Genomic DNA, 17,014 nt, shown 5'->3' with positions numbered 1-17,014 from the left:
TTCAGAATCCTGCGACGCTGCCGTGCAGGTCGTATTCATCGGCGCGCTCGATCTTCGCGGTGACGATCTCGCCGACCTTGAGCGGGCGGCGGCTGGTGAGATAGACGGCGCCGTCGATCTCGGGCGCGTCGGCCTTTGACCGGCCCTTGGCGACCGTCGGGCCGACCTCGTCGATGATCACCTGCTGGCGGGTGCCGACCTTGCGCTTCAGGCGCCTTGTCGAAATCTTCTGCTGCCGCGCCATCAGCGCATTCCAGCGCTCCTGCTTGACCTCGTCGGGTACGGCATTGCCGATGGCATTCGATGCGGCGCCGGCAACCGGCTCGTATTTGAAGCAGCCGAGGCGGTCGATCTCCGCTTCATCCAGCCAGTCGAGCAGATAGGCGAAATCGGAATCGGTCTCGCCGGGGAAGCCGACGATGAAGGTCGAGCGCAGCGTCAATTCGGGGCATTGCTCGCGCCACTTCTGGATCCGCGCCAGCGTCTTCTCCTGGGCGGCCGGGCGCTTCATCGCGCGCAGCACGTCGGGGCTCGCATGCTGGAACGGGATGTCGAGATAGGGCAGCACCTTGCCCTCGGTCATCAGGCCGATCACCTCGTCGACATGCGGGTAGGGGTAGACATATTGCAGCCGCACCCAGGCGCCGAACTCGCCGAGCTCCTTGGCGAGATCAAAGAACTTCGCACGCACGCTGCGATCCTGCCACTGGCTCTCGGCGTATTTCAGATCGACGCCATAGGCCGAGGTGTCCTGCGAGATCACAAGCAATTCCTTGACGCCGGCCTTCACCAGCTTCTCGGCCTCGCGCAGCACGTCATTGGCCGAGCGCGACACCAGATCGCCGCGCAGCTTCGGGATGATGCAGAAGCTGCAACGGTTGTTGCAGCCTTCGGATATCTTCAGATAGGCGTAGTGGCGCGGCGTCAGCTTGACGCCCTGCGGCGGCACCAGGTCGAAATGCGGGTTGTGCGCCGGCGGCAGCGCGCGGTGCACGGCGTCCAGCACGCTCTCATATTGCTGCGGTCCGGTGATCGAGAGCACGCCGGGATAGGCGCTCTCGATCTGCTCGGGCTCGGCGCCCATGCAGCCGGTGACGATGACCTTGCCGTTCTCAGCCATGGCCTCGCCGATCGCCGCCAGCGATTCCTGCTTGGCGCTGTCGAGGAAGCCGCAGGTGTTGACGATGACGATATCGGCGCCATCATGCTTGCGCGCGAGCTCATAGCCCTCCGCGCGCAGCCGGGTGATGATGCGCTCGGAATCGACCAGCGCCTTGGGGCACCCCAAGGACACAAAGCTCACTTTCGGCGTGGCGGCCTCTTGCATATCTTCTCAAATCTGCCTGATTGATGGGCAGGAGCTAGTCCCAATTGCCGAGAATTACAACCCTTTCCGCTCCTCCCCGGCGTGATATGGATGGTTCTTGCCGGGCTTTAAGAGTGGTCGATGAGCGCTGAATCGTCTCCAAAGATCGTCATAGTCGACGAGAGCCCGATCCGTGCGGCCATCCTGGAGGAGGGACTGCGGGAGGCCGGCTATACGGACGTGGTCCACATCAGCGAGATGCAGAGCCTGCTCGCGCGGATCTATGCGCTCGACCCCGAGATCATCGTCATCGACCTCGAGAACCCCAGCCGCGACGTGCTGGAACAAATGTTCCAGGTCAGCCGTGCCGTCCGCCGCCCGATCGCGATGTTCGTCGACCAGAGCGACGCAGCTTCGATCCAGGCCTCGGTCGAAGCCGGCGTCTCCGCCTACATCGTCGACGGCCTCAAGAAGGAGCGGATGAAGCCGATCCTCGATCTCTGCGTCTCCCGCTTCAATGCCTTCGCCAAGTTGCAGGACGAGCTCGACCGTACCAAGCATGCGCTGGAGGAGCGCAAGGTGATCGATCGCGCCAAGGGCATCCTGATGAAGGTGAAGGGGCTGACCGAGGAGGAGGCCTACGTGCTGATGCGCTCGACCGCGATGCGCGAGAAGAAGAAGATCGGGGAGATCGCGCAATCGATCCTGACGGCGTCGGAGCTCTTGAAATGACCGCACCCCTGCACATCGGATTCATTCCGCTGGTTGACGCTGCCGCCCTGATCGTCGCGACCGACAAGGGATTTGCCGCGGCCGAAGGCCTCGACGTCACGCTGGTGCGCGAAGTGTCGTGGTCGAACGTCCGCGACAAGCTCAATATCGGCCTGTTCGACGCGGCTCATCTGCTGGCGCCGGTGGCCATCGCCTCGAGCCTCGGGCTCGGCCACGTCAAGGTGCCGATCGCAGCACCCTTCAATCTCGGGCTCAACGGCAACGCCATCACGGTATCGCCGGCGCTGCACGCGGCGCTGCTGGAGGAGATCGACGGCGACCGCTTCGATCCGATGGCGACCTCGCGCGCGCTTGCCCGCGTCGTGGCGAAGCGGCGCAAGAGCGGGGCCGAGCCGTTGACGTTCGGCATGACCTTCCCGTTCTCGACCCACAATTATCAACTGCGGTTCTGGATGGCCGCCGGCGGCGTCGATCCCGACGAGGACGTCCAGCTCGTGGTGCTGCCGCCGCCCTACATGGTCGACAGTCTCGCCAACGGCCATGTCGACGCGTTCTGTGTCGGCGCGCCCTGGAATTCGATCGCGGTCGATCTCGGTGTCGGCCACATCCTGCACTTCGTCTCGGACATCCTGCTCAGCGCGGTGGAGAAGGTGCTGGCGGTGCGCCAGAGCTGGTCGGAGAAGAACGCCGACGTCGTGGCCGCGCTGGTGCGCGCGCATCTGCGCGCCGCGGAGTTCATCGAGCAGCCGGAAAACCGGCCCGAGGTCGCGCGCATCCTGGCGCAGCCCGAGCGGCTCGGCGTCGACGCCAGCGTCATCCAGCGCACGCTCGACGGCCGGCTGAAGATCTTGCCCGACGGCACCATGCGCGAAAGCAGTCGCTATTTGCTGGTCGGGCGCGAGGCAGCAGCGCGGCCGGACCCGGGGCAGGCGGCCTGGCTCTACGCGCAGATGGTTCGCTGGGGCCAGACGCCGTACCGGCCGGAGGCGCTGAAGGCTGCCATGGCCGTGTTCAGGCCGGACCTCTACGACGCCGCATCCGGGCGCCCGGCTGGCACCTCCAACGCCATCGGTGCGTTCGCCGGTCCGCCGTTCGATCCGAACGACGTTCCCGGCCATCTGGCGGCCTTCAAGATCGGGCGCTGGAAGCCCTGAGCGCGGTGCAGCGGCCGCGCCTCAGCTATCCACCTCCGGCTACTTTGCATGGGGTTGTTTTCGAGATTTTCGGCTATTGCGGGACCGGCGCGGGTTCCCGACGCCTCGAATTGCAACGAATAAGATTCTCGGGCGAGCGCACGGGAAAGAATTTTCCTCTCGGAACCGTGTTCCCGAAGGCGGCGGCATCGCTATTTCTACCGCCCGCTTGAATCCGGGCGCGAACGCTATTCCATATGGCCGAGAATGGGGCGTTGGAGATCGACCATGCGCGAGCTATCGGCGGAAGCCCGCCTGCACTTTTACGCGCGACAAATTTCGAGGAAGTCCGGGTCCGGAGTTCACACTGCGGCGCTCTACAGCGCGTTCGCGGTGATCGCGGCGATTGTGTTCGGCACGCTGTCCGTCCACCCGTTCTGAGCTAACAAGAGAATTGAAAAGCCGCCGTCTGATGGCCTCAGGCGGCGGCTTTTGTTTGCGAACTTGCAGGGTGCGTTAGCCGAAGGCGTAACCCGCCACCTTCGTACCGCGAGAAGGTGGGTTACGCTTCGCTAACCCAGCCTACGCAACGTCATCAGTAGCCGTAACCGTATCCGTACCCACCGCCGCCGCAGGTGTTGCAGGTCGGCTGGACCGGCGCGTAGTAGGAATAGCCCGGCGAGACCATCTGGGTGCGCTCTTGCGTCGCGTATTGCGGCGCGATGCGCTCATAGGCGACGCCTTCGGGCGCGACCATCACGGTCTTCGGCACCATCACGGTACGATACTGCGCCGGCGTGCGATGCGCGATGACGCGGCCCGGCGACACCATCACGGTCTCCTGCACGGTGCGATACTGCGGCGGCACGGTCTGCACCTGATAGCAGGTCGTGCAGGGCTGGGGCGGCGGCGTATAGCAGTTGTAGCAGCCGGCGGAGGCTGCGCTGGTGAAGGCGGCCGTGGCCACCGCAGCAATTGCGAGGGAGAGGCTGGTGCGGAACATGCTTTCGTACCCAATTTCCTGAGAGGACAATCAAAGGCTCGGAAGCTGCACCTAGCAATCAAACGGCAAGTTTGGGTTTAAGAAGACTCTTAACGGAATCTAAAAGGGTCGGCGCGACGGCCGACCCTTGGCAGTCGACGTGTTTGCGGCTCAGGGCGCGGTCTTGAACGGCGCGACCGTGATGCCGGCCTTGCTCAGCGCCTCGCGCAAGCCGCGCGCGATCTCGACGGCACCATGCGTGTCGCCATGGATGCAGACGGTATCGGTCTGCATCTTGATCACCTTGCCGGTGACCGAGACGACCGCGCCATCCTGCACCATCCGCACCACGCGCTCGGCGATCGCCTTGGGATCGTGCAGCACTGCGCCGGGCTTCTTGCGCGACACCAGATTGCCGTCGTCCTCATAGGCGCGGTCGGCAAACACTTCATGCGCCATCCGCAGATTGGCGGCTTCACCGGCGCGCACCAGCTTCGAGTTGGCGAGCACCACGAAGATGAGATTGCGGTCGACCGCCTTGATCGCATTGGCGATCGCCCGTGCGGTCATGTCGTCCTCACAGGCGACGTTGGATATGGCGCCGTGTGCCTTCACATGGGTGACCTTGTGGCCGGCCGCGGTCGCGATCGCCTGCAGGGCGCCGATCTGATAGGCGATCAGGTTCTCGATCTCGGAGGATGTCAGCCCCGGCATCGGGCGGCGGCCAAAGCCATGCAGGTCGCGATAGCCGGGATGGGCGCCGACGCTGACGCCGCGCGCCTTCGCGAGCTCGACGGTCTTGCGCATGATGTCGGCATCGCCGGCATGGAAGCCACAGGCGACGTTGACCGAGGTCGCAAGCTCGATCATCGCGGCATCATTGCCCATTTCCCAGGGGCCAAAACTTTCGCCGAGATCGCAATTGAGGTCGATGGTTGCAGTCATGACGATCGATCCGTTTGTTGTTCGTATTTGATTCAGGGTAGCGCAACTTGCCAGGTCGACACATCCACGGCGCTGACGGCCTGACCCGCGACATTCGCATCCCGCAGCGCCTCGATGTTGAGACCGAAATCGTCGATGCCGCGGAGGCGATCGGACAGGGAATGCAGCAGCGCATGGAACTTGATCGCCTCGGCCTGCGCTTCCGCCATCGTGACGGACTTGAAGCGGAACGGCCGGCCGGCGGAGGTCTGCGCGAAGCGGCCAAGATCGGCCGTGATCACGGTCGCGATCTTCGGATAACCACCGCTGGTGCCGCGGTCCGGCATCAGCACGATCGGCTGGCCGTTGCCGGGCACCTGGATGCTGCCGTTAACGGTGCCGTCGGAGACGATGTTGTGGCCGTCGCGGTGCTTGATGACAGCCCCTTCGAGCCGGTAGCCCATGCGGTCGCTGGTGGCCGAGATCTTCCACTCGCTGTCGAGGAACAGCTGCTTGTTTTCCTCGGTGAACTCGTCGTCCTGCGGGCCGAACACGATGCGGATCGGCGCATCGGTAGCGGCCGGCAATTCGATGCGGCGCTCGGCGGCTCCGCTCGCAGCTTTCGTCTTCAACTCGTCGCCGCTTTGCAGCGGCCGCGGGTAGGGGCTGCCGAGCCCGGCCCGGGCGTTGACGGCGAGGCTGCCGAACATCGGCTCGCCTTCGATGCCGTGCTCGATCGCGAGATAGCTGAACGAGCCGCCGCGCGCAAAGCCGAGAGTGAGCGTCTCACCGTCGGCGAGCGTTGCCGAACTGTCGAAGGCAACCGGCCGGCCACCGATCTCCGCATTGCGCGACGCGCCGGCGAGCCCGATGCGGACGGCGCCGCCGCGCGCGGTGAAGGTGGCGCCGAATGGACCGATTTCGACCGCAGCGGCGAACGGCTCATTGCCGACCAACGTATTGGCGGCCGCCAGCGAAAGCCGGTCCATCGCGCCGCTCGGCGTCAGGCCGTAGCGCTGCGAGCCCGGGCGTCCGCCGTCCTGCACCGAGCTTGCCGGGCCGATCGAGGTGACGACGAGCTTGCTCATGGCGTCACCAGTTCTGCGACGAACGCGCCAGCCTCGGCGGCACGATCCTGTTCGGCAAAGGTCTTGGCATCCACTGCCGTGAAGCTGACGGCATCGCCCGGCTCCAGCAGGAAGGTCGGATCGCGATGCAATTGGTAGGTTCGCACCGGGGTGCGGCCGAGCAGGTGCCAGCCGCTCGGGCCGGCCAGGCACTGCACGCCGGTCTGGATGCCACCGATCGAGATGGTGCCGGCAGGGGTCACGAGCCGCGGCTCCTTGCGCCTCGGGATATGCAAGAACGTGTCCAGCCCGCTGAGATAGGACCAGCCGGGCGTGAAGCCGATCATGGCGACGCGATAGTCGCCGGCGGCGTGGCGCGCGACGATGTCATCGGGCGTGGTCTGGAGTGCCTTCGCCACATCCTCGAGATCGATGCCGTGCTCGCCGCCATAGGTGATCGGGATCCGCCAGCGCCGCGTTCCGGCCTCAGACGGCGGTGCCTTGGCGGCGCGCGCAAGCAGCTGCTCGCCGAGCGCATCGAAGGTGATCTGCCCGGGATCGTAATGCACCAGCAGCGACCGGTAGGTCGGCACGGTTTCCGTGATGCCGGCGATCGGCTCGGCTGCTATCACGCGGTCGAGCGCGAGCACCCGCCGGTTGGCGGCGTCATCGATGGTGCGGCTGAATTCCACCGTGATGGCGCTGTCGCCACTCGGCAAAAGGCGGGGAGGACTTAAGGGTTCGGCCATCGGCTCAAGCAGATTGGGTCGGCCATCAAGCTAGCGTGTTTCGATTCAAAACGGAATTCGCTTCGTGCAAAATGATGCAGCAACTTCAATAAATTAATCGGCATGCCGGCGATAAATTCAGGTGATCGCAGCTTTTTCGCGCAGCCCTTGACGCAGGGCTTTCGCCCGGCAACATGCGCCGGTCTTTTCCTCCCATCGGAGCAAGCTTTCCAGATGTCACTGTCCGCCGAAGCGATCGCGACGCTGTCGCACGTGTCCACCGCCACCATCACCACGGTCCTGCTCAAGAAAGGCCTGCGCAACATCTGGATGCGCGGCACCAAGCCCTTAAAGCCCGGGCAGAAGCGGTTGGTCGGACCGGCCTTCACGCTGCGCTTCGTGCCGGCCCGCGAGGACCTGGCGACGCCGGAATCCTGGTCGTCGCCGATCTCGACCCGTACCGCGATCGAGGCGATGCCGGCGGGCTGCATTGCCGTGGTCGATGCCATGGGCATCACCGATGCCGGCATTTTCGGCGACATCCTCTGCGCGCGCATGGTCAAGCGCGGGGTGACGGCGCTGATCACCGATGGCGTGGTGCGTGACCTCGAAGGCGTGCTCGGCACCGGCCTGCCGGTGTGGTGCGACGGCTACGCCGCGCCGCCGTCGGTTGCGGGCCTGACCTTCGTCGGCTGGGGCGAACCGATCGGCTGCGGCGGCGTTGCCGTGTTTCCGAACGACGTGGTGGTGGCCGACCAGGACGGCGCGGTGCTGATCCCGCAGGCGTTCCTTGACCAGGTGCTGGCCGAGGGACCCGAGCAGGAACGGATGGAAGCCTGGATCGTCAACGAGGTGAACAATGGCGCCCAGCTGCCCGGCCTGTATCCGATGAATGCCGAGACCAAGGCGCGCTACGCCGCGACCAAGAAATAACGTCAAGAGAGGGAGGTAACCCCATGGATATCCACGTTTCCGGCTCGCGGCCGACCCGCCGCGCGCCGAAGGAGAACTTCACCGGCAGCGTGCTGCAGGACCCGATCAACATGGCGCCGGCGCCGGCCCGGCTGAATGCCTCGCGCGTGTCGTTCGAGCCCGGTGCGCGCACCGCCTGGCACACCCATCCGCTCGGGCAGACGCTATACGTGATCTCAGGCATCGGCCGCGTGCAGGCCAAGGGCGGGCCGATCAGGGAAATCCGCCCCGGCGATGTCGTCTGGATCCCGCCGAACGAGAAGCACTGGCACGGCGCTTCGCCCGACAACAGCATGACCCACATCGCCATGCAGGAGGCGCTCGACGGCGTGTTCTCGACCTGGATGGAGCACGTCACCGACGAGGAATATAACGGCAAGCTAGGCTGACGCGCTGCTGCGAGCCAACGGAAAAGCCCCGCGCATTGCGGGGCTTTTTTGTTGCTCGTTTGCCGTAGCCCGGATGGAGCGAAGCGCAATCCGGGGGCGGTCTCTCCCGCGGTGAAAATCCCGGATTTCGCTTTGCTCCATCCGGGCTACATGGTCCGCGTCAATTCACCCGCGTCCAGGTCTGGCCGCCGCAGAACATGCCGCCGAACGCGCAGCCCTGGACACGTAGCGTGTCGGGGCTCTTCAGCGCGATGGTGGAATCGTAGGTGCTGCCGCTGTTCGGATCGAAGATGCGGCCGCTCCATTTGTCCTTGCCCGGCTTCATGTTGATCAGAACCTGCTCGCCGTTGGCGTTCGATGTCTTGTCTACCGAGTAACCGCAGAGATTGGCGCCGCATTGCTCGATACGGACCTTGCCCTCCTTCTCTTCGGTCAACCAGACGCCGAGCGGCGAGTTGGCTTGTTGCACGGGGTTCGCTGCCGGCTTGGGTGCAGGCGATACGGCGCCGACCGTCGGGGCCGGCTTTGCCGCCGGCGTCGCGCTTTGCTGCACAATTGGCGGTGGCGGCGGTGTGGTCGCTGCCGTAGCCGGAGCTGGCCCAACGCTCGTGTTTGCGGGCTCTGTCGTTGCAGCTGGGGACGCTGGCGCCGTGGCCTGATCGACTGCGGCCGGAGAGGGTGATGCAGCGGCCGCGGGCGGCGTGGCGGCCATGGACGGAGAATCCGTTTTGGCGTCCTTCGGCGCCGTCTCGCGCTTCTGCTCGGCGTCCTTGTGCTTGGCGCGCTTGGTGCTGCGGCCGGTATTGTCATAGACGCCGGGGATCGAAACCGTTCCGCGATCGGGATCGATCCGAATGGTGCGGCCGCCGTAATCGAACGTATATTGCGCCTGCGCTGTCGCCGTGCTGGCCAGCACGAGCGTGGCGATCGCCAGAAGCTTTCTCATCTCGACCTCCAGTGCAGGGAATCCCGTTCGCGAGGCTATTTGGTGGCCGCCTCGCTGAACGTGCCCCAAATCACGGTCAGAACATGAGTCGTGTCCTCGCGCCCCAGGTTCAAATCACCGGATTGCGATCTGGTTTCAGGCCGTGCGCATCAATTTGCGGCACGCGAGCAGCAAAAACTTGACGCAGGCTATTCGAACCACGCGGCATAGACCTTCGCGTAGCTGCCGTCTTCGCGCGCGATGTGGAGCCACTGGTCGACGAACGCCTTCAACGCGACGTCGCGCTGCATCCAGTAGGCCTTTTCCGCGAAGTCGAACGGCTTGTCGGGATGCACGGCGCAGAGCACGCCGGGATGCAGCTTCTGCTGGTAGCGCGTCTCGGACGCGTCGGTCATCATCAGGTCGGCATCACCCTTGGCGATCTCGTCGAAGATTTTGGTGTTGTCGTTGAAGACACGAATGTCGGCGGCCTTCACGTTGGCGCGCGCGAAGCGCTCGTTGGTGCCGCCGGGATTGACGATGACACGGGTGCCGGGCTTGTCGATCTCGGCGATCGTCTCAAACTTGCCCTTGTCGGCGCAGCGTGCGATCGGCGTCTTGCCTTCGCGCATGATCGGTGTCGAGAACAGGCCCTTCTTCTGCCGGTCGAAGGTGATGGAGACACCGCCCATCGCGATGTCGAAATTGTCGGCCTCGAAATCCTTCATCATCTGCGGCCACGATGTCGGCACGAACTCGACCTTGACGCCGAGCGCCTTGCCGAGCGATTGCGCCATGTCGACGTCGAAGCCGCGAAACGCCTTCGTCTCCTTGTCGAGCGCGGTGAAGGGCAGATAGTCGCCGGTCATGCCGACGCGCAGCGTGCCGCGCTTGACGATCTCATCGAGCCGGGACGGCGCCGGCTGCGCTTGCGCGGCAGAAATGAGCAAAGCGAGAGCGAGGCCGGCCAGCGCGCGAAACATCAGACTTCTCCGTCAATTCCGATGACATGTCGTTGCGGAGCATTTAGACCAGATGGGACGATCAGGCCAGCACAGCGGGCGCAACAGTGACCATCTCGCTCCATGAAGCATCCGTCGGCGTCTATGTGCCGTATCTGCGCAATCTTTCCGCGCTGCTGGATCATGCCGAAGCCCACGCCGGGGCGCGCAAGATCGATCCGGCCGTCCTGCTCGAGATGCGGCTTTCCCCGAACATGTACAGCCTTCGCCAGCAGGTCGGGGAGGCGAACCGGCATGTCGTCCTGAGCTGCGCGCTGCTTGCGGGGTGCGCGCCGCCGGTCTTCGCCGAGACGGCGCCCGGCATCGCCGGGCTGAAGGCCCAGATCGCGGCCACGATTGATTTTGCACAGGGCCTGCCGCGGGAGGTGATCGACGCCGCCTGCGACAGGGACGTCGTATTCACGTTCCGGAGCGGCGCGACCAGAACCTTCACCGGCAAGTCCCTGATCCTGACCTTCAGCGTCCCACAGTTCTTCTTCCATGTCGCGACGGCGTACGACATCCTGCGCCATGCCGGCGTCGATCTCGCGAAGAAGGACTTTCTGGGACCACCGAGGTCAAGCTAGGCCTCGTGGCGGTCCTTGCTTGCCTGAAGGGCGGCCGCCGTGCGGCTGACGATCTCGTGCTTGAAATGCTCGAAGCGCCGCCGCGCTTCGGCCTCGCGATCGTCGACGAATTTGATCGCGGCGTCCCTGTCCATCGGGCCGTTGACCAGCGGGGTCGATCCTTCGCCGACGGTCTCGTCGACATAGTATTGGGCGCCGTCCTCGCGCACCGTCCAGCGAAACCGCAGCGCGGCCATCGGGCCTGGTCCGGACTTGGAATAGCCATTGGCCTCGATCGGCTGAGGCGGCGGGATCGGCTCTGGCTCCGGCACGCTCGGCTCGGGTTCGCTTGGCTCGGTCTCACTCGGCTCAGACTGTTCGACCAGGAGCTCGGACTCCTCGATCGACGCAGGCTCAACCGTCGTCGGCTCGGCAGTCGCGGTGTCCATCGACTCCGTCTTGATGGACACGGCCTCGACGGTAACGACCTCGATGGATGTTGGCAGGGGCGGTGGCATCGCTATCGAGACCGGCGGCTCCTCGGCAGGCTCAGGTGCGTTGTCCGCCGCTTTGTCGGACGACTTGGTGTCAGACGGCTTGGACTTCTCGGGAGGCGTCGTCGTCTGATCGAGAATGCTCGCGATTGCGGCGAGCGCATTGTCGGTCGGGTCACTCACGGTTCGGTCTCCCAGGCATGACGCCGGCGGAATCGTGCCGACGCCCTTCCTATCTACCTGATTGGACTGCCCTTTGTCGCGTCCGATTGAGCTAGGCGCAAACCGGCGGACGCCGGTCCTTCCAGGGACGAGCCTGTTCGAGCTGGCCGGCCAGGCGGAAAAGCAGCCCTTCCTCGCCAAGCTTGGCCGCGAACATCATGCCGAGCGGCAGACCGGCCTTGTTCCAGGCCAGCGGCACCGACATCGCCGGCTGCCCGGACATGTTGAACATCGAGGTGCCAGGCATGTAGCGGCGCAGCACCGGCGCGATGTGGGTCAGGTCCTCGGACATCGTGTTCAGCTCGCCAATGCGTAGCGGCGGTGCGCACAGCGTCGGGCTGAGGAAGATGTCGCAGCCCTCGAAAAAGGTCGCAAGCCCGCGCGAGATTTGGAACGCCGCAAGCTGCGCGGCGACGTAGTCGGCGGGGGTCATCTTGACCGAGTTCTGGCCGCTGGCGAGCGTCAGCCGCTCGACATCGTCCGAGGTCAGCGTGCGCCCGACGCGCTGTTCGAGCAGGCGGATGGTCAGCGCCGTGTTGCCGCCGACGATTGTTGTCATGACCGCGGCGGGATCGGCGGCAAGCGGCGGCGCGCGCTCCTCGACATGATGGCCGAGGCCCGCGAGCAGCTTGGCGATGTCGCGGACCGCCGCGGCAATTTCGCGATCGATCGCATCGCCATAGGGCGACTTGTCGATGAAGCTGATGCGCAGATGGCCGGGGTCGCGGCCGACCTCCTGCGAAAACGGCCGCTCCGGCGGCGGCGCGACATAGAGGCTCGACGGCTCCGGGCCATGGATCGCATCCATCATGACCGCGCTGTCGCGGACGCTGATGCTCAGCACATGGCCGACGGAGAAGCCGCCCCAGCCTTCGCCGCGATCGGGACCGCAGGGGTTGCGGGCGCGCGTCGGCTTCATGCCGAACACGCCGGAGGCAGAGGCGGGGATCCGGATCGAGCCGCCGCCGTCGCTGGCATGCGCCACGGGCAGGATGCGCGCAGCGACCGCAGCCCCCGCGCCGCCGGACGAGCCGCCGGAGGAATGGTCGAGATTCCAGGGATTGCGGGTCGGGCCGAACAGGCGCGATTCCGTCGTCGGCATCAGGCCGAACTCCGGGCTCGCACTCTTGCCGAAGATCGCAAGTCCGGCATCGAGGAAGCGCTGGGTCAGCGTACCGTTGTGATCGGCGACGAAGTCCTTCAGCAGGCTGGCGCCCGACGTGGTGCGGGTGCCCTCGAGCAGATCGAGATCCTTGAGCAGGAATGGCACGCCGGTGAAGGGGCCATCAGGCAACCCCTTGGCGATCTGGCGCTCGGCGTAGTCGTAGTGCTTGACGACGACCGCGTTGATCTTCGGATCGATGGCCGCGGTGCGCGCAATCGCCTCGTCGAGCAGTTCCTTTGGCGTGACGTCCTTCTTGCGGACGAGCTCGGCGAGACCGACCGCATCGTAGTTGCCGAATTCCTTGAAAGCCATGTGCATGCTCCGCATCGCCGGGCCGACCTCGCGGGATCGGCCGCGGCGCCAGCGAGAAAGGCTGAAAGCTCAGCCGAGGACGTCCTGATTGATCACGTTCTGGCGCAGCGGATTGCCGTCCAGCACGCTCAGGATATTTCGCGCGGTCTGCTCGCTCATGCGATCGACAGCCTCGACGGTCACGCCTGCGACGTGCGGTGCCATGATCACATTTGGCAAAGCGTGCAGGGGCTGGCCGACCGGCGGCGGCTCGACCTCGAACACGTCGAGGCCGGCGCCGGCGAGCTTGCCCGACACCAGCGCGTCGTGCAGCGCCTTCTCGTCCACGATGCCGCCGCGCGCGGTGTTGATGAGATAGGCGGTCGGCTTCATCAACCTGATCCGCGTGGCGTTGAACAGGCCAACGGTCTCGGGCGACTTCGGGCAATGGATCGTGACGAAATCCGCCCGCGGCAGCGCCGCTTCGAGGCTCGGCACCGCCTCACAGCCGGCCGCGGTGATCTCGCCGGCCGCCTTGTAGGGATCGTACACCAGCACGTTCATTTCCATCGCGAGGCAGCGCTTGGCGGTGCGGGTGCCGATGCGGCCGAAGCCGACGATCAGGACCGTCTTGCCGTACAGGTCGAACGGCAGCACGCCGAGGCGGCTCGCCCAGGTGCCGTCCTTGACCATCGCGTGCATCTCGTTCGCGCGCTTGGCCAGCGTCAGCATCATGAACAAGGCCTGCTCGGCGACCGACGGTGAGTTCGCGGTGCCTGCGACCATCAGCGGCACCTTGCGGCGCGACAATGCCGGCACGTCGACCGCGTCATAACCGACGCCGATCCGGGTCACCACCAGCATGCCCTTGGAGGCCTCCAGCTCCGCCTCGCCGAAGCGGGTCGCGCCGAGCGCCACGCCATGGACCGGCGCATGCTGCTCCAGCATCGCCTGGAAGTCCTTGGCCGAGATCAGGTTGGGAAATTCGACGAGTTCTACATCATCCCGTTCATTGAGGAGGGCCCGTGCCCCCGGCGACAAAGTCTGGGTGATGAAAATCTTCTTCTTGTTGGTAGCCATTTCCTGCCCTTGAGGTTTCCTGTGCGCCGTCAAAGCACGGCGCCGGTCACCTCGTTTAGCAAATGCATATTGTTGAGGTCCACAGCCAATCGGAGCGGGCTGCCATCCTGCGCGCCGGCATTGGGATTGACCCGGCCGCAGAGCTGGGAGCCCTCGAGCGTGAAGTAGACCAGCGTCTCCATGCCCATCGGCTCGGTGACGTCGAGCACTGCGTCGAACGGCTCGATACCGGGCTCGGCATGCGGCCGCGCCTCCATGACGTGCTCAGGCCGCAGACCCAGCAGCAGCTTGTCGGTGCGGGAGAGGCCCTGGTAGCGGGCGGCGCGCGCCGGCGGCAGCGGGAAGGAGAGGCGGTCGGTCAGCCGCACGTTGAGCTTGCCGCCGACGTCCTCGAGCCGGCACGGCACGAAATTCATCGCGGGCGAGCCGATGAAGCTTGCGACGAACCGGGTCGCCGGCTTGTGATAGAGTTCGTTGGGCGTGCCGATCTGCTCGATCCTGCCGTGGTTCATCACCACCACGCGGTCGGCCAGCGTCATCGCCTCGACCTGGTCGTGGGTGACGTAGACGGTCGTGGTGCGGACCTTCTGGTGCACCTTCTTGATCTCGATCCGCATCTGCACGCGCAGCTTGGCGTCGAGGTTGGACAGCGGCTCGTCGAACAGGAACACCTTCGGGTTGCGCACGATCGCGCGTCCCATCGCGACGCGCTGGCGCTGGCCGCCGGAGAGCTGCTTCGGCTTGCGGTCGATCAGGTCGGTGATGTCGAGCATCCTGGCGGCTTCCGTGACCCGGCTCTTGATCTCGGCCTTGGGGTAGTGCTTCAGCCGCAGCCCGAATGACATGTTCTCGGCGACCGTCATGTGCGGATACAGCGCGTAGTTCTGGAACACCATCGCGATGTCGCGGTCCTTCGGCGGCACATCGTTGACGACATCGCCGCCGATCATGATATCGCCGTCCGAGATGTCCTCGAGGCCGGCGATCATCCGCAGCGTGGTCGACTTGCCGCAGCCGCTCGGCCCGACCAGCACCACGAACTCATGGTCGGCGATATCGAGGTCGATGCCGCGCACCGCCTCGACCTCGTCGTAACGCTTCACCACCTTGCGCAAACTGACGTCGGCCATGAATCCTACCCTTATCCTACCTTTGTCGCGTTCAGCCCTTTGTCGCACCGGCGGTCAGGCCGGCAATGTAGTAGTCCATCAGGAAGGCGTAGATGATCAGCGGCGGCGCGGCGCCGAGCAGGGCGCCGGTCATGATCTGTCCCCAGTTGAAGACATCGCCCTTGATCAGGGTCGTGATGATGCCGACCGGCAGCACGAGCTGGTCGGTCGAGGTGGTGAACACCAGGGGATAGAGGAACTGGGCCCAGGAGACGGTGAAGGCAAAGATCGTCGCCGCGATCAGGCCGGGCAGCGCGACAGGGATGAAGATCCGGGTCAGCGTCTGGAACCAGCTCGCGCCGTCGATGATCGCGGCCTCGTCGAGCTCCTTCGGGATCGAGGCGAAATAGCCGATCATGATCCAGGTGCAGAACGGCACGGTGAGCGTCGGATAGATGAACAGCAGCACGTACCAGCGATTGATGAGCTGAACGCCGGTCCAGTCGCCGATCACGGCGAACATCTTGAACAGCGGGATGAACAGCAGGCTGTCCGGAATGAGATAGGTCAGGAATACACCGGTCGCGAGCGTCGCCGAACCCCAGAACTTCATCCGCGCCAGCGCAAAGGCCGCGGGCACGCTGATCAGCATCGTGATGGTGACCACGATGATCGAGACCCAGGCCGAATTCCAGAAGAAGCGCAGGAACTGGTTCGAGGTCAGGAGCTGAATGTAGTTCTCGAGTGTCGGGTGGTACACCCACCACGGATTGGTCGCTGCCGAGATCTCCGCGCTGCCCTTCAGCGAGGTGATCAGCATGTAGAGCGGTGGCACCAGCGAGAAGATCGCAAACAGCGTCAGGAAGAAATAGGACCAGCGCAGCGCCCAGGTCCGGTCGCGGCTCATGCTGCCGTATTTGATCTTGCGGGTTGGTCCGGACTTGTCGATCGTCACCGTGCTCATCAGGATTCATTCCCGCGTTTGTTGATGTCGCGCAGGATGAAGATCGCCGCGACCGCGAGGATCGGCACCATGAACAGCGAGACGCTGGCGCCGAGGGGAATGTCGCTGCCCTCGATGCCGACGCGGAACGCCCATGTCGCGAAGATGTGGGTGTGGTCGAGGGGGCCGCCCGCGGTCAGGATACGCACGATGTCGAAATTGGCGAAGGTCACGATCAGCGAGAACAGCGTGGTGATCGCGATGATGTTGCGCATCATCGGCAGGGTCACGTACCAGATGCGCTGCCACCAATTGGCGCCGTCGATCGCGGCCGCCTCATAGAGCTGCTCGGGTACCGATTTCAACGCCGCCAGATACATGATCATGAAAAACGGCGCGCCGTACCAGACGTTGACCAGGATCACCGAGAAACGCGCCCACATGGCGTCGCCGGTCCACGGGATCGGCCCGATGCCGAAGTACGCAAGCGTGTAATTGAAGGCGCTGTAGGACGGATCGAACAGCCACAGCCAGGCCAGCGTGCTCATGGCCGGCGGGATCACCCATGGCACCAGCAGCATGCCGCGCCATTTGCGCTGCTTGTTAGCCGGCACGTTGTGCACGAAATGCGCGACGATGAAGCCGATCAGCGCTTTGAACACCACCGCCGAGATCGCGAAAATGCAGGATTGCTTGACCACCAGCCAGAAGGTCTCGCGCTTGAACAGGAACTCGAAATTGCCCAGGCCGACGAACTTGGTCATCGCCTTGTTCAGCGTCGCCAGATGCAGCGAGTAGATGGCCGGATAGATCACCAGCACGCCGATCAGGAGGATCAACGGCAGCGCCATCAGGAACGCGGACATCGACTTGCGCCGCAGCGCGTTGCGCAGACCGGTGCGCCGTCGCCCTGCCGGGGCTGCGGCTGTACGGTTGGATTGGAATGCGACGTCAACCATAACGCAGGTCCCTCGCGCGGGTTGGT

19 protein-coding genes are annotated in these 17,014 nt (G+C 64.8%); 6 read left to right on the top strand and 13 right to left on the bottom strand.

Annotation, left to right across the window (positions count from 1 at the left end):
* Nucleotide 1: 1 nt before the first annotated feature.
* A complete protein-coding gene (gene rimO / locus JQ573_RS39465) occupies nucleotides 2-1,327 on the bottom strand; it encodes a 30S ribosomal protein S12 methylthiotransferase RimO (RefSeq protein ID WP_212314408.1) in 1,326 nt (441 codons plus the stop codon).
* A gap of 120 nt (nucleotides 1,328-1,447) precedes the next feature.
* Here rimO and JQ573_RS39460 point away from each other — a divergent pair, with 120 nt between their 5' ends.
* From JQ573_RS39460 to JQ573_RS39450, 3 genes are all read left to right on the top strand, one after another.
* Nucleotides 1,448-2,038, top strand: coding sequence for an ANTAR domain-containing response regulator (locus JQ573_RS39460; protein WP_212314412.1), 591 nt, complete (start codon nucleotides 1,448-1,450; stop codon nucleotides 2,036-2,038).
* A complete protein-coding gene (locus JQ573_RS39455; protein WP_212314414.1) occupies nucleotides 2,035-3,192 on the top strand; it encodes a CmpA/NrtA family ABC transporter substrate-binding protein in 1,158 nt (385 codons plus the stop codon). Before JQ573_RS39460 ends, JQ573_RS39455 begins: the two co-directional genes overlap by 4 nt.
* 267 nt (nucleotides 3,193-3,459) lie before the next feature.
* On the top strand, nucleotides 3,460-3,612 hold the full coding sequence (locus JQ573_RS39450) for a hypothetical protein (protein ID WP_212314415.1): 153 nt from the start codon (nucleotides 3,460-3,462) through the stop codon (nucleotides 3,610-3,612).
* A 154-nt stretch (nucleotides 3,613-3,766) separates the two neighbouring features.
* Here JQ573_RS39450 and JQ573_RS39445 read toward each other — a convergent pair whose 3' ends face one another.
* The 4 genes from JQ573_RS39445 to pxpB form a co-directional block, all read right to left on the bottom strand.
* A complete protein-coding gene (locus JQ573_RS39445) occupies nucleotides 3,767-4,174 on the bottom strand; it encodes a hypothetical protein (RefSeq protein WP_212314416.1) in 408 nt (135 codons plus the stop codon).
* Between the two features lie 150 nt (nucleotides 4,175-4,324).
* Entirely contained in the window at nucleotides 4,325-5,098 is a 774-nt protein-coding gene (locus JQ573_RS39440; protein ID WP_212314417.1) for a LamB/YcsF family protein, read from the bottom strand.
* 32 nt (nucleotides 5,099-5,130) lie between these two features.
* Entirely contained in the window at nucleotides 5,131-6,165 is a 1,035-nt protein-coding gene (locus JQ573_RS39435) for a biotin-dependent carboxyltransferase family protein (protein ID WP_212314418.1), read from the bottom strand.
* Nucleotides 6,162-6,893, bottom strand: a complete 732-nt coding sequence (gene pxpB / locus JQ573_RS39430) for a 5-oxoprolinase subunit PxpB (protein WP_212314419.1) — start codon at nucleotides 6,891-6,893, stop codon at nucleotides 6,162-6,164. Before pxpB ends, JQ573_RS39435 begins: the two co-directional genes overlap by 4 nt.
* A gap of 213 nt (nucleotides 6,894-7,106) precedes the next feature.
* On the opposite strand from pxpB, the gene JQ573_RS39425 reads away from it, so the two are divergent.
* Nucleotides 7,107-7,805: a ribonuclease activity regulator RraA gene (locus JQ573_RS39425; protein WP_212314420.1), complete on the top strand. Its 699-nt coding sequence runs from the start codon at nucleotides 7,107-7,109 to the stop codon at nucleotides 7,803-7,805.
* 23 nt (nucleotides 7,806-7,828) lie between these two features.
* Complete coding sequence (locus tag JQ573_RS39420) at nucleotides 7,829-8,233, top strand: cupin domain-containing protein (RefSeq protein ID WP_166205030.1); 405 nt, start codon at nucleotides 7,829-7,831, stop codon at nucleotides 8,231-8,233.
* 160 nt (nucleotides 8,234-8,393) lie between these two features.
* Here the strand turns inward: JQ573_RS39420 and JQ573_RS39415 are convergent, their stop codons facing one another.
* Nucleotides 8,394-9,179 carry a DUF2147 domain-containing protein gene (locus tag JQ573_RS39415; protein ID WP_212314422.1) on the bottom strand — a complete coding sequence of 262 codons (786 nt, stop codon included), beginning with the start codon at nucleotides 9,177-9,179 and terminating at the stop codon, nucleotides 8,394-8,396.
* A gap of 188 nt (nucleotides 9,180-9,367) precedes the next feature.
* Entirely contained in the window at nucleotides 9,368-10,141 is a 774-nt protein-coding gene (locus JQ573_RS39410) for a transporter substrate-binding domain-containing protein (RefSeq protein WP_409334701.1), read from the bottom strand.
* Between the two features lie 86 nt (nucleotides 10,142-10,227).
* Between JQ573_RS39410 and JQ573_RS39405 the strand changes: the two genes are divergently transcribed.
* Nucleotides 10,228-10,746 (top strand): DUF1993 family protein, encoded by a 519-nt coding sequence (locus tag JQ573_RS39405; protein WP_212314424.1) that lies wholly within the window; start codon nucleotides 10,228-10,230, stop codon nucleotides 10,744-10,746.
* Here the strand turns inward: JQ573_RS39405 and JQ573_RS39400 are convergent.
* From JQ573_RS39400 to JQ573_RS39375, 6 genes are all read right to left on the bottom strand, one after another.
* Complete coding sequence (locus tag JQ573_RS39400) at nucleotides 10,743-11,402, bottom strand: hypothetical protein (RefSeq protein WP_212314426.1); 660 nt, start codon at nucleotides 11,400-11,402, stop codon at nucleotides 10,743-10,745. The two genes, JQ573_RS39405 and JQ573_RS39400, sit on opposite strands and share 4 nt — an antisense overlap.
* A gap of 91 nt (nucleotides 11,403-11,493) precedes the next feature.
* Nucleotides 11,494-12,918, bottom strand: coding sequence for an amidase (locus JQ573_RS39395; protein WP_212314428.1), 1,425 nt, complete (start codon nucleotides 12,916-12,918; stop codon nucleotides 11,494-11,496).
* 69 nt (nucleotides 12,919-12,987) lie between these two features.
* Complete coding sequence (locus tag JQ573_RS39390; protein ID WP_212314430.1) at nucleotides 12,988-13,977, bottom strand: hydroxyacid dehydrogenase; 990 nt, start codon at nucleotides 13,975-13,977, stop codon at nucleotides 12,988-12,990.
* A gap of 29 nt (nucleotides 13,978-14,006) precedes the next feature.
* Complete coding sequence (locus JQ573_RS39385; protein ID WP_212314432.1) at nucleotides 14,007-15,107, bottom strand: ABC transporter ATP-binding protein; 1,101 nt, start codon at nucleotides 15,105-15,107, stop codon at nucleotides 14,007-14,009.
* A 31-nt stretch (nucleotides 15,108-15,138) separates the two neighbouring features.
* Nucleotides 15,139-16,050 carry a carbohydrate ABC transporter permease gene (locus JQ573_RS39380; protein WP_212314434.1) on the bottom strand — a complete coding sequence of 304 codons (912 nt, stop codon included), beginning with the start codon at nucleotides 16,048-16,050 and terminating at the stop codon, nucleotides 15,139-15,141.
* Nucleotides 16,050-16,988: a carbohydrate ABC transporter permease gene (locus JQ573_RS39375; protein ID WP_212314436.1), complete on the bottom strand. Its 939-nt coding sequence runs from the start codon at nucleotides 16,986-16,988 to the stop codon at nucleotides 16,050-16,052. Before JQ573_RS39375 ends, JQ573_RS39380 begins: the two co-directional genes overlap by 1 nt.
* Nucleotides 16,989-17,014: the final 26 nt, after the last annotated feature.

Origin of the sequence: Bradyrhizobium sp. AUGA SZCCT0105, from assembly GCF_018129565.1 — a bacterium.
In the GTDB taxonomy this organism is placed as follows: domain Bacteria; phylum Pseudomonadota; class Alphaproteobacteria; order Rhizobiales; family Xanthobacteraceae; genus Bradyrhizobium.
The sequence above is the reverse complement of the archived record's forward strand: the minus strand, read 5'-3'. Positions and strand labels throughout refer to the sequence as shown.

What these genes read in the sequence shown, in the direction of transcription:
- JQ573_RS39390 (WP_212314430.1), bottom strand. Translation starts at nt 13,977, where the DNA reads ATGGCTACCAACAAGAAGAAGATTTTCATCACCCAGACTTTGTCGCCG.
- JQ573_RS39450 (WP_212314415.1), top strand. Translation starts at nt 3,460, where the DNA reads ATGCGCGAGCTATCGGCGGAAGCCCGCCTGCACTTTTACGCGCGACAA.
- pxpB (WP_212314419.1), bottom strand. Translation starts at nt 6,893, where the DNA reads ATGGCCGAACCCTTAAGTCCTCCCCGCCTTTTGCCGAGTGGCGACAGC.
- JQ573_RS39410 (WP_409334701.1), bottom strand. Translation starts at nt 10,141, where the DNA reads ATGTTTCGCGCGCTGGCCGGCCTCGCTCTCGCTTTGCTCATTTCTGCC.
- JQ573_RS39425 (WP_212314420.1), top strand. Translation starts at nt 7,107, where the DNA reads ATGTCACTGTCCGCCGAAGCGATCGCGACGCTGTCGCACGTGTCCACC.
- JQ573_RS39460 (WP_212314412.1), top strand. Translation starts at nt 1,448, where the DNA reads ATGAGCGCTGAATCGTCTCCAAAGATCGTCATAGTCGACGAGAGCCCG.
- JQ573_RS39420 (WP_166205030.1), top strand. Translation starts at nt 7,829, where the DNA reads ATGGATATCCACGTTTCCGGCTCGCGGCCGACCCGCCGCGCGCCGAAG.
- JQ573_RS39375 (WP_212314436.1), bottom strand. Translation starts at nt 16,988, where the DNA reads ATGGTTGACGTCGCATTCCAATCCAACCGTACAGCCGCAGCCCCGGCA.
- JQ573_RS39395 (WP_212314428.1), bottom strand. Translation starts at nt 12,918, where the DNA reads ATGGCTTTCAAGGAATTCGGCAACTACGATGCGGTCGGTCTCGCCGAG.
- JQ573_RS39440 (WP_212314417.1), bottom strand. Translation starts at nt 5,098, where the DNA reads ATGACTGCAACCATCGACCTCAATTGCGATCTCGGCGAAAGTTTTGGC.
- JQ573_RS39415 (WP_212314422.1), bottom strand. Translation starts at nt 9,179, where the DNA reads ATGAGAAAGCTTCTGGCGATCGCCACGCTCGTGCTGGCCAGCACGGCG.
- JQ573_RS39380 (WP_212314434.1), bottom strand. Translation starts at nt 16,050, where the DNA reads ATGAGCACGGTGACGATCGACAAGTCCGGACCAACCCGCAAGATCAAA.
- JQ573_RS39455 (WP_212314414.1), top strand. Translation starts at nt 2,035, where the DNA reads ATGACCGCACCCCTGCACATCGGATTCATTCCGCTGGTTGACGCTGCC.
- JQ573_RS39445 (WP_212314416.1), bottom strand. Translation starts at nt 4,174, where the DNA reads ATGTTCCGCACCAGCCTCTCCCTCGCAATTGCTGCGGTGGCCACGGCC.
- JQ573_RS39385 (WP_212314432.1), bottom strand. Translation starts at nt 15,107, where the DNA reads ATGGCCGACGTCAGTTTGCGCAAGGTGGTGAAGCGTTACGACGAGGTC.
- rimO (WP_212314408.1), bottom strand. Translation starts at nt 1,327, where the DNA reads ATGCAAGAGGCCGCCACGCCGAAAGTGAGCTTTGTGTCCTTGGGGTGC.
- JQ573_RS39435 (WP_212314418.1), bottom strand. Translation starts at nt 6,165, where the DNA reads ATGAGCAAGCTCGTCGTCACCTCGATCGGCCCGGCAAGCTCGGTGCAG.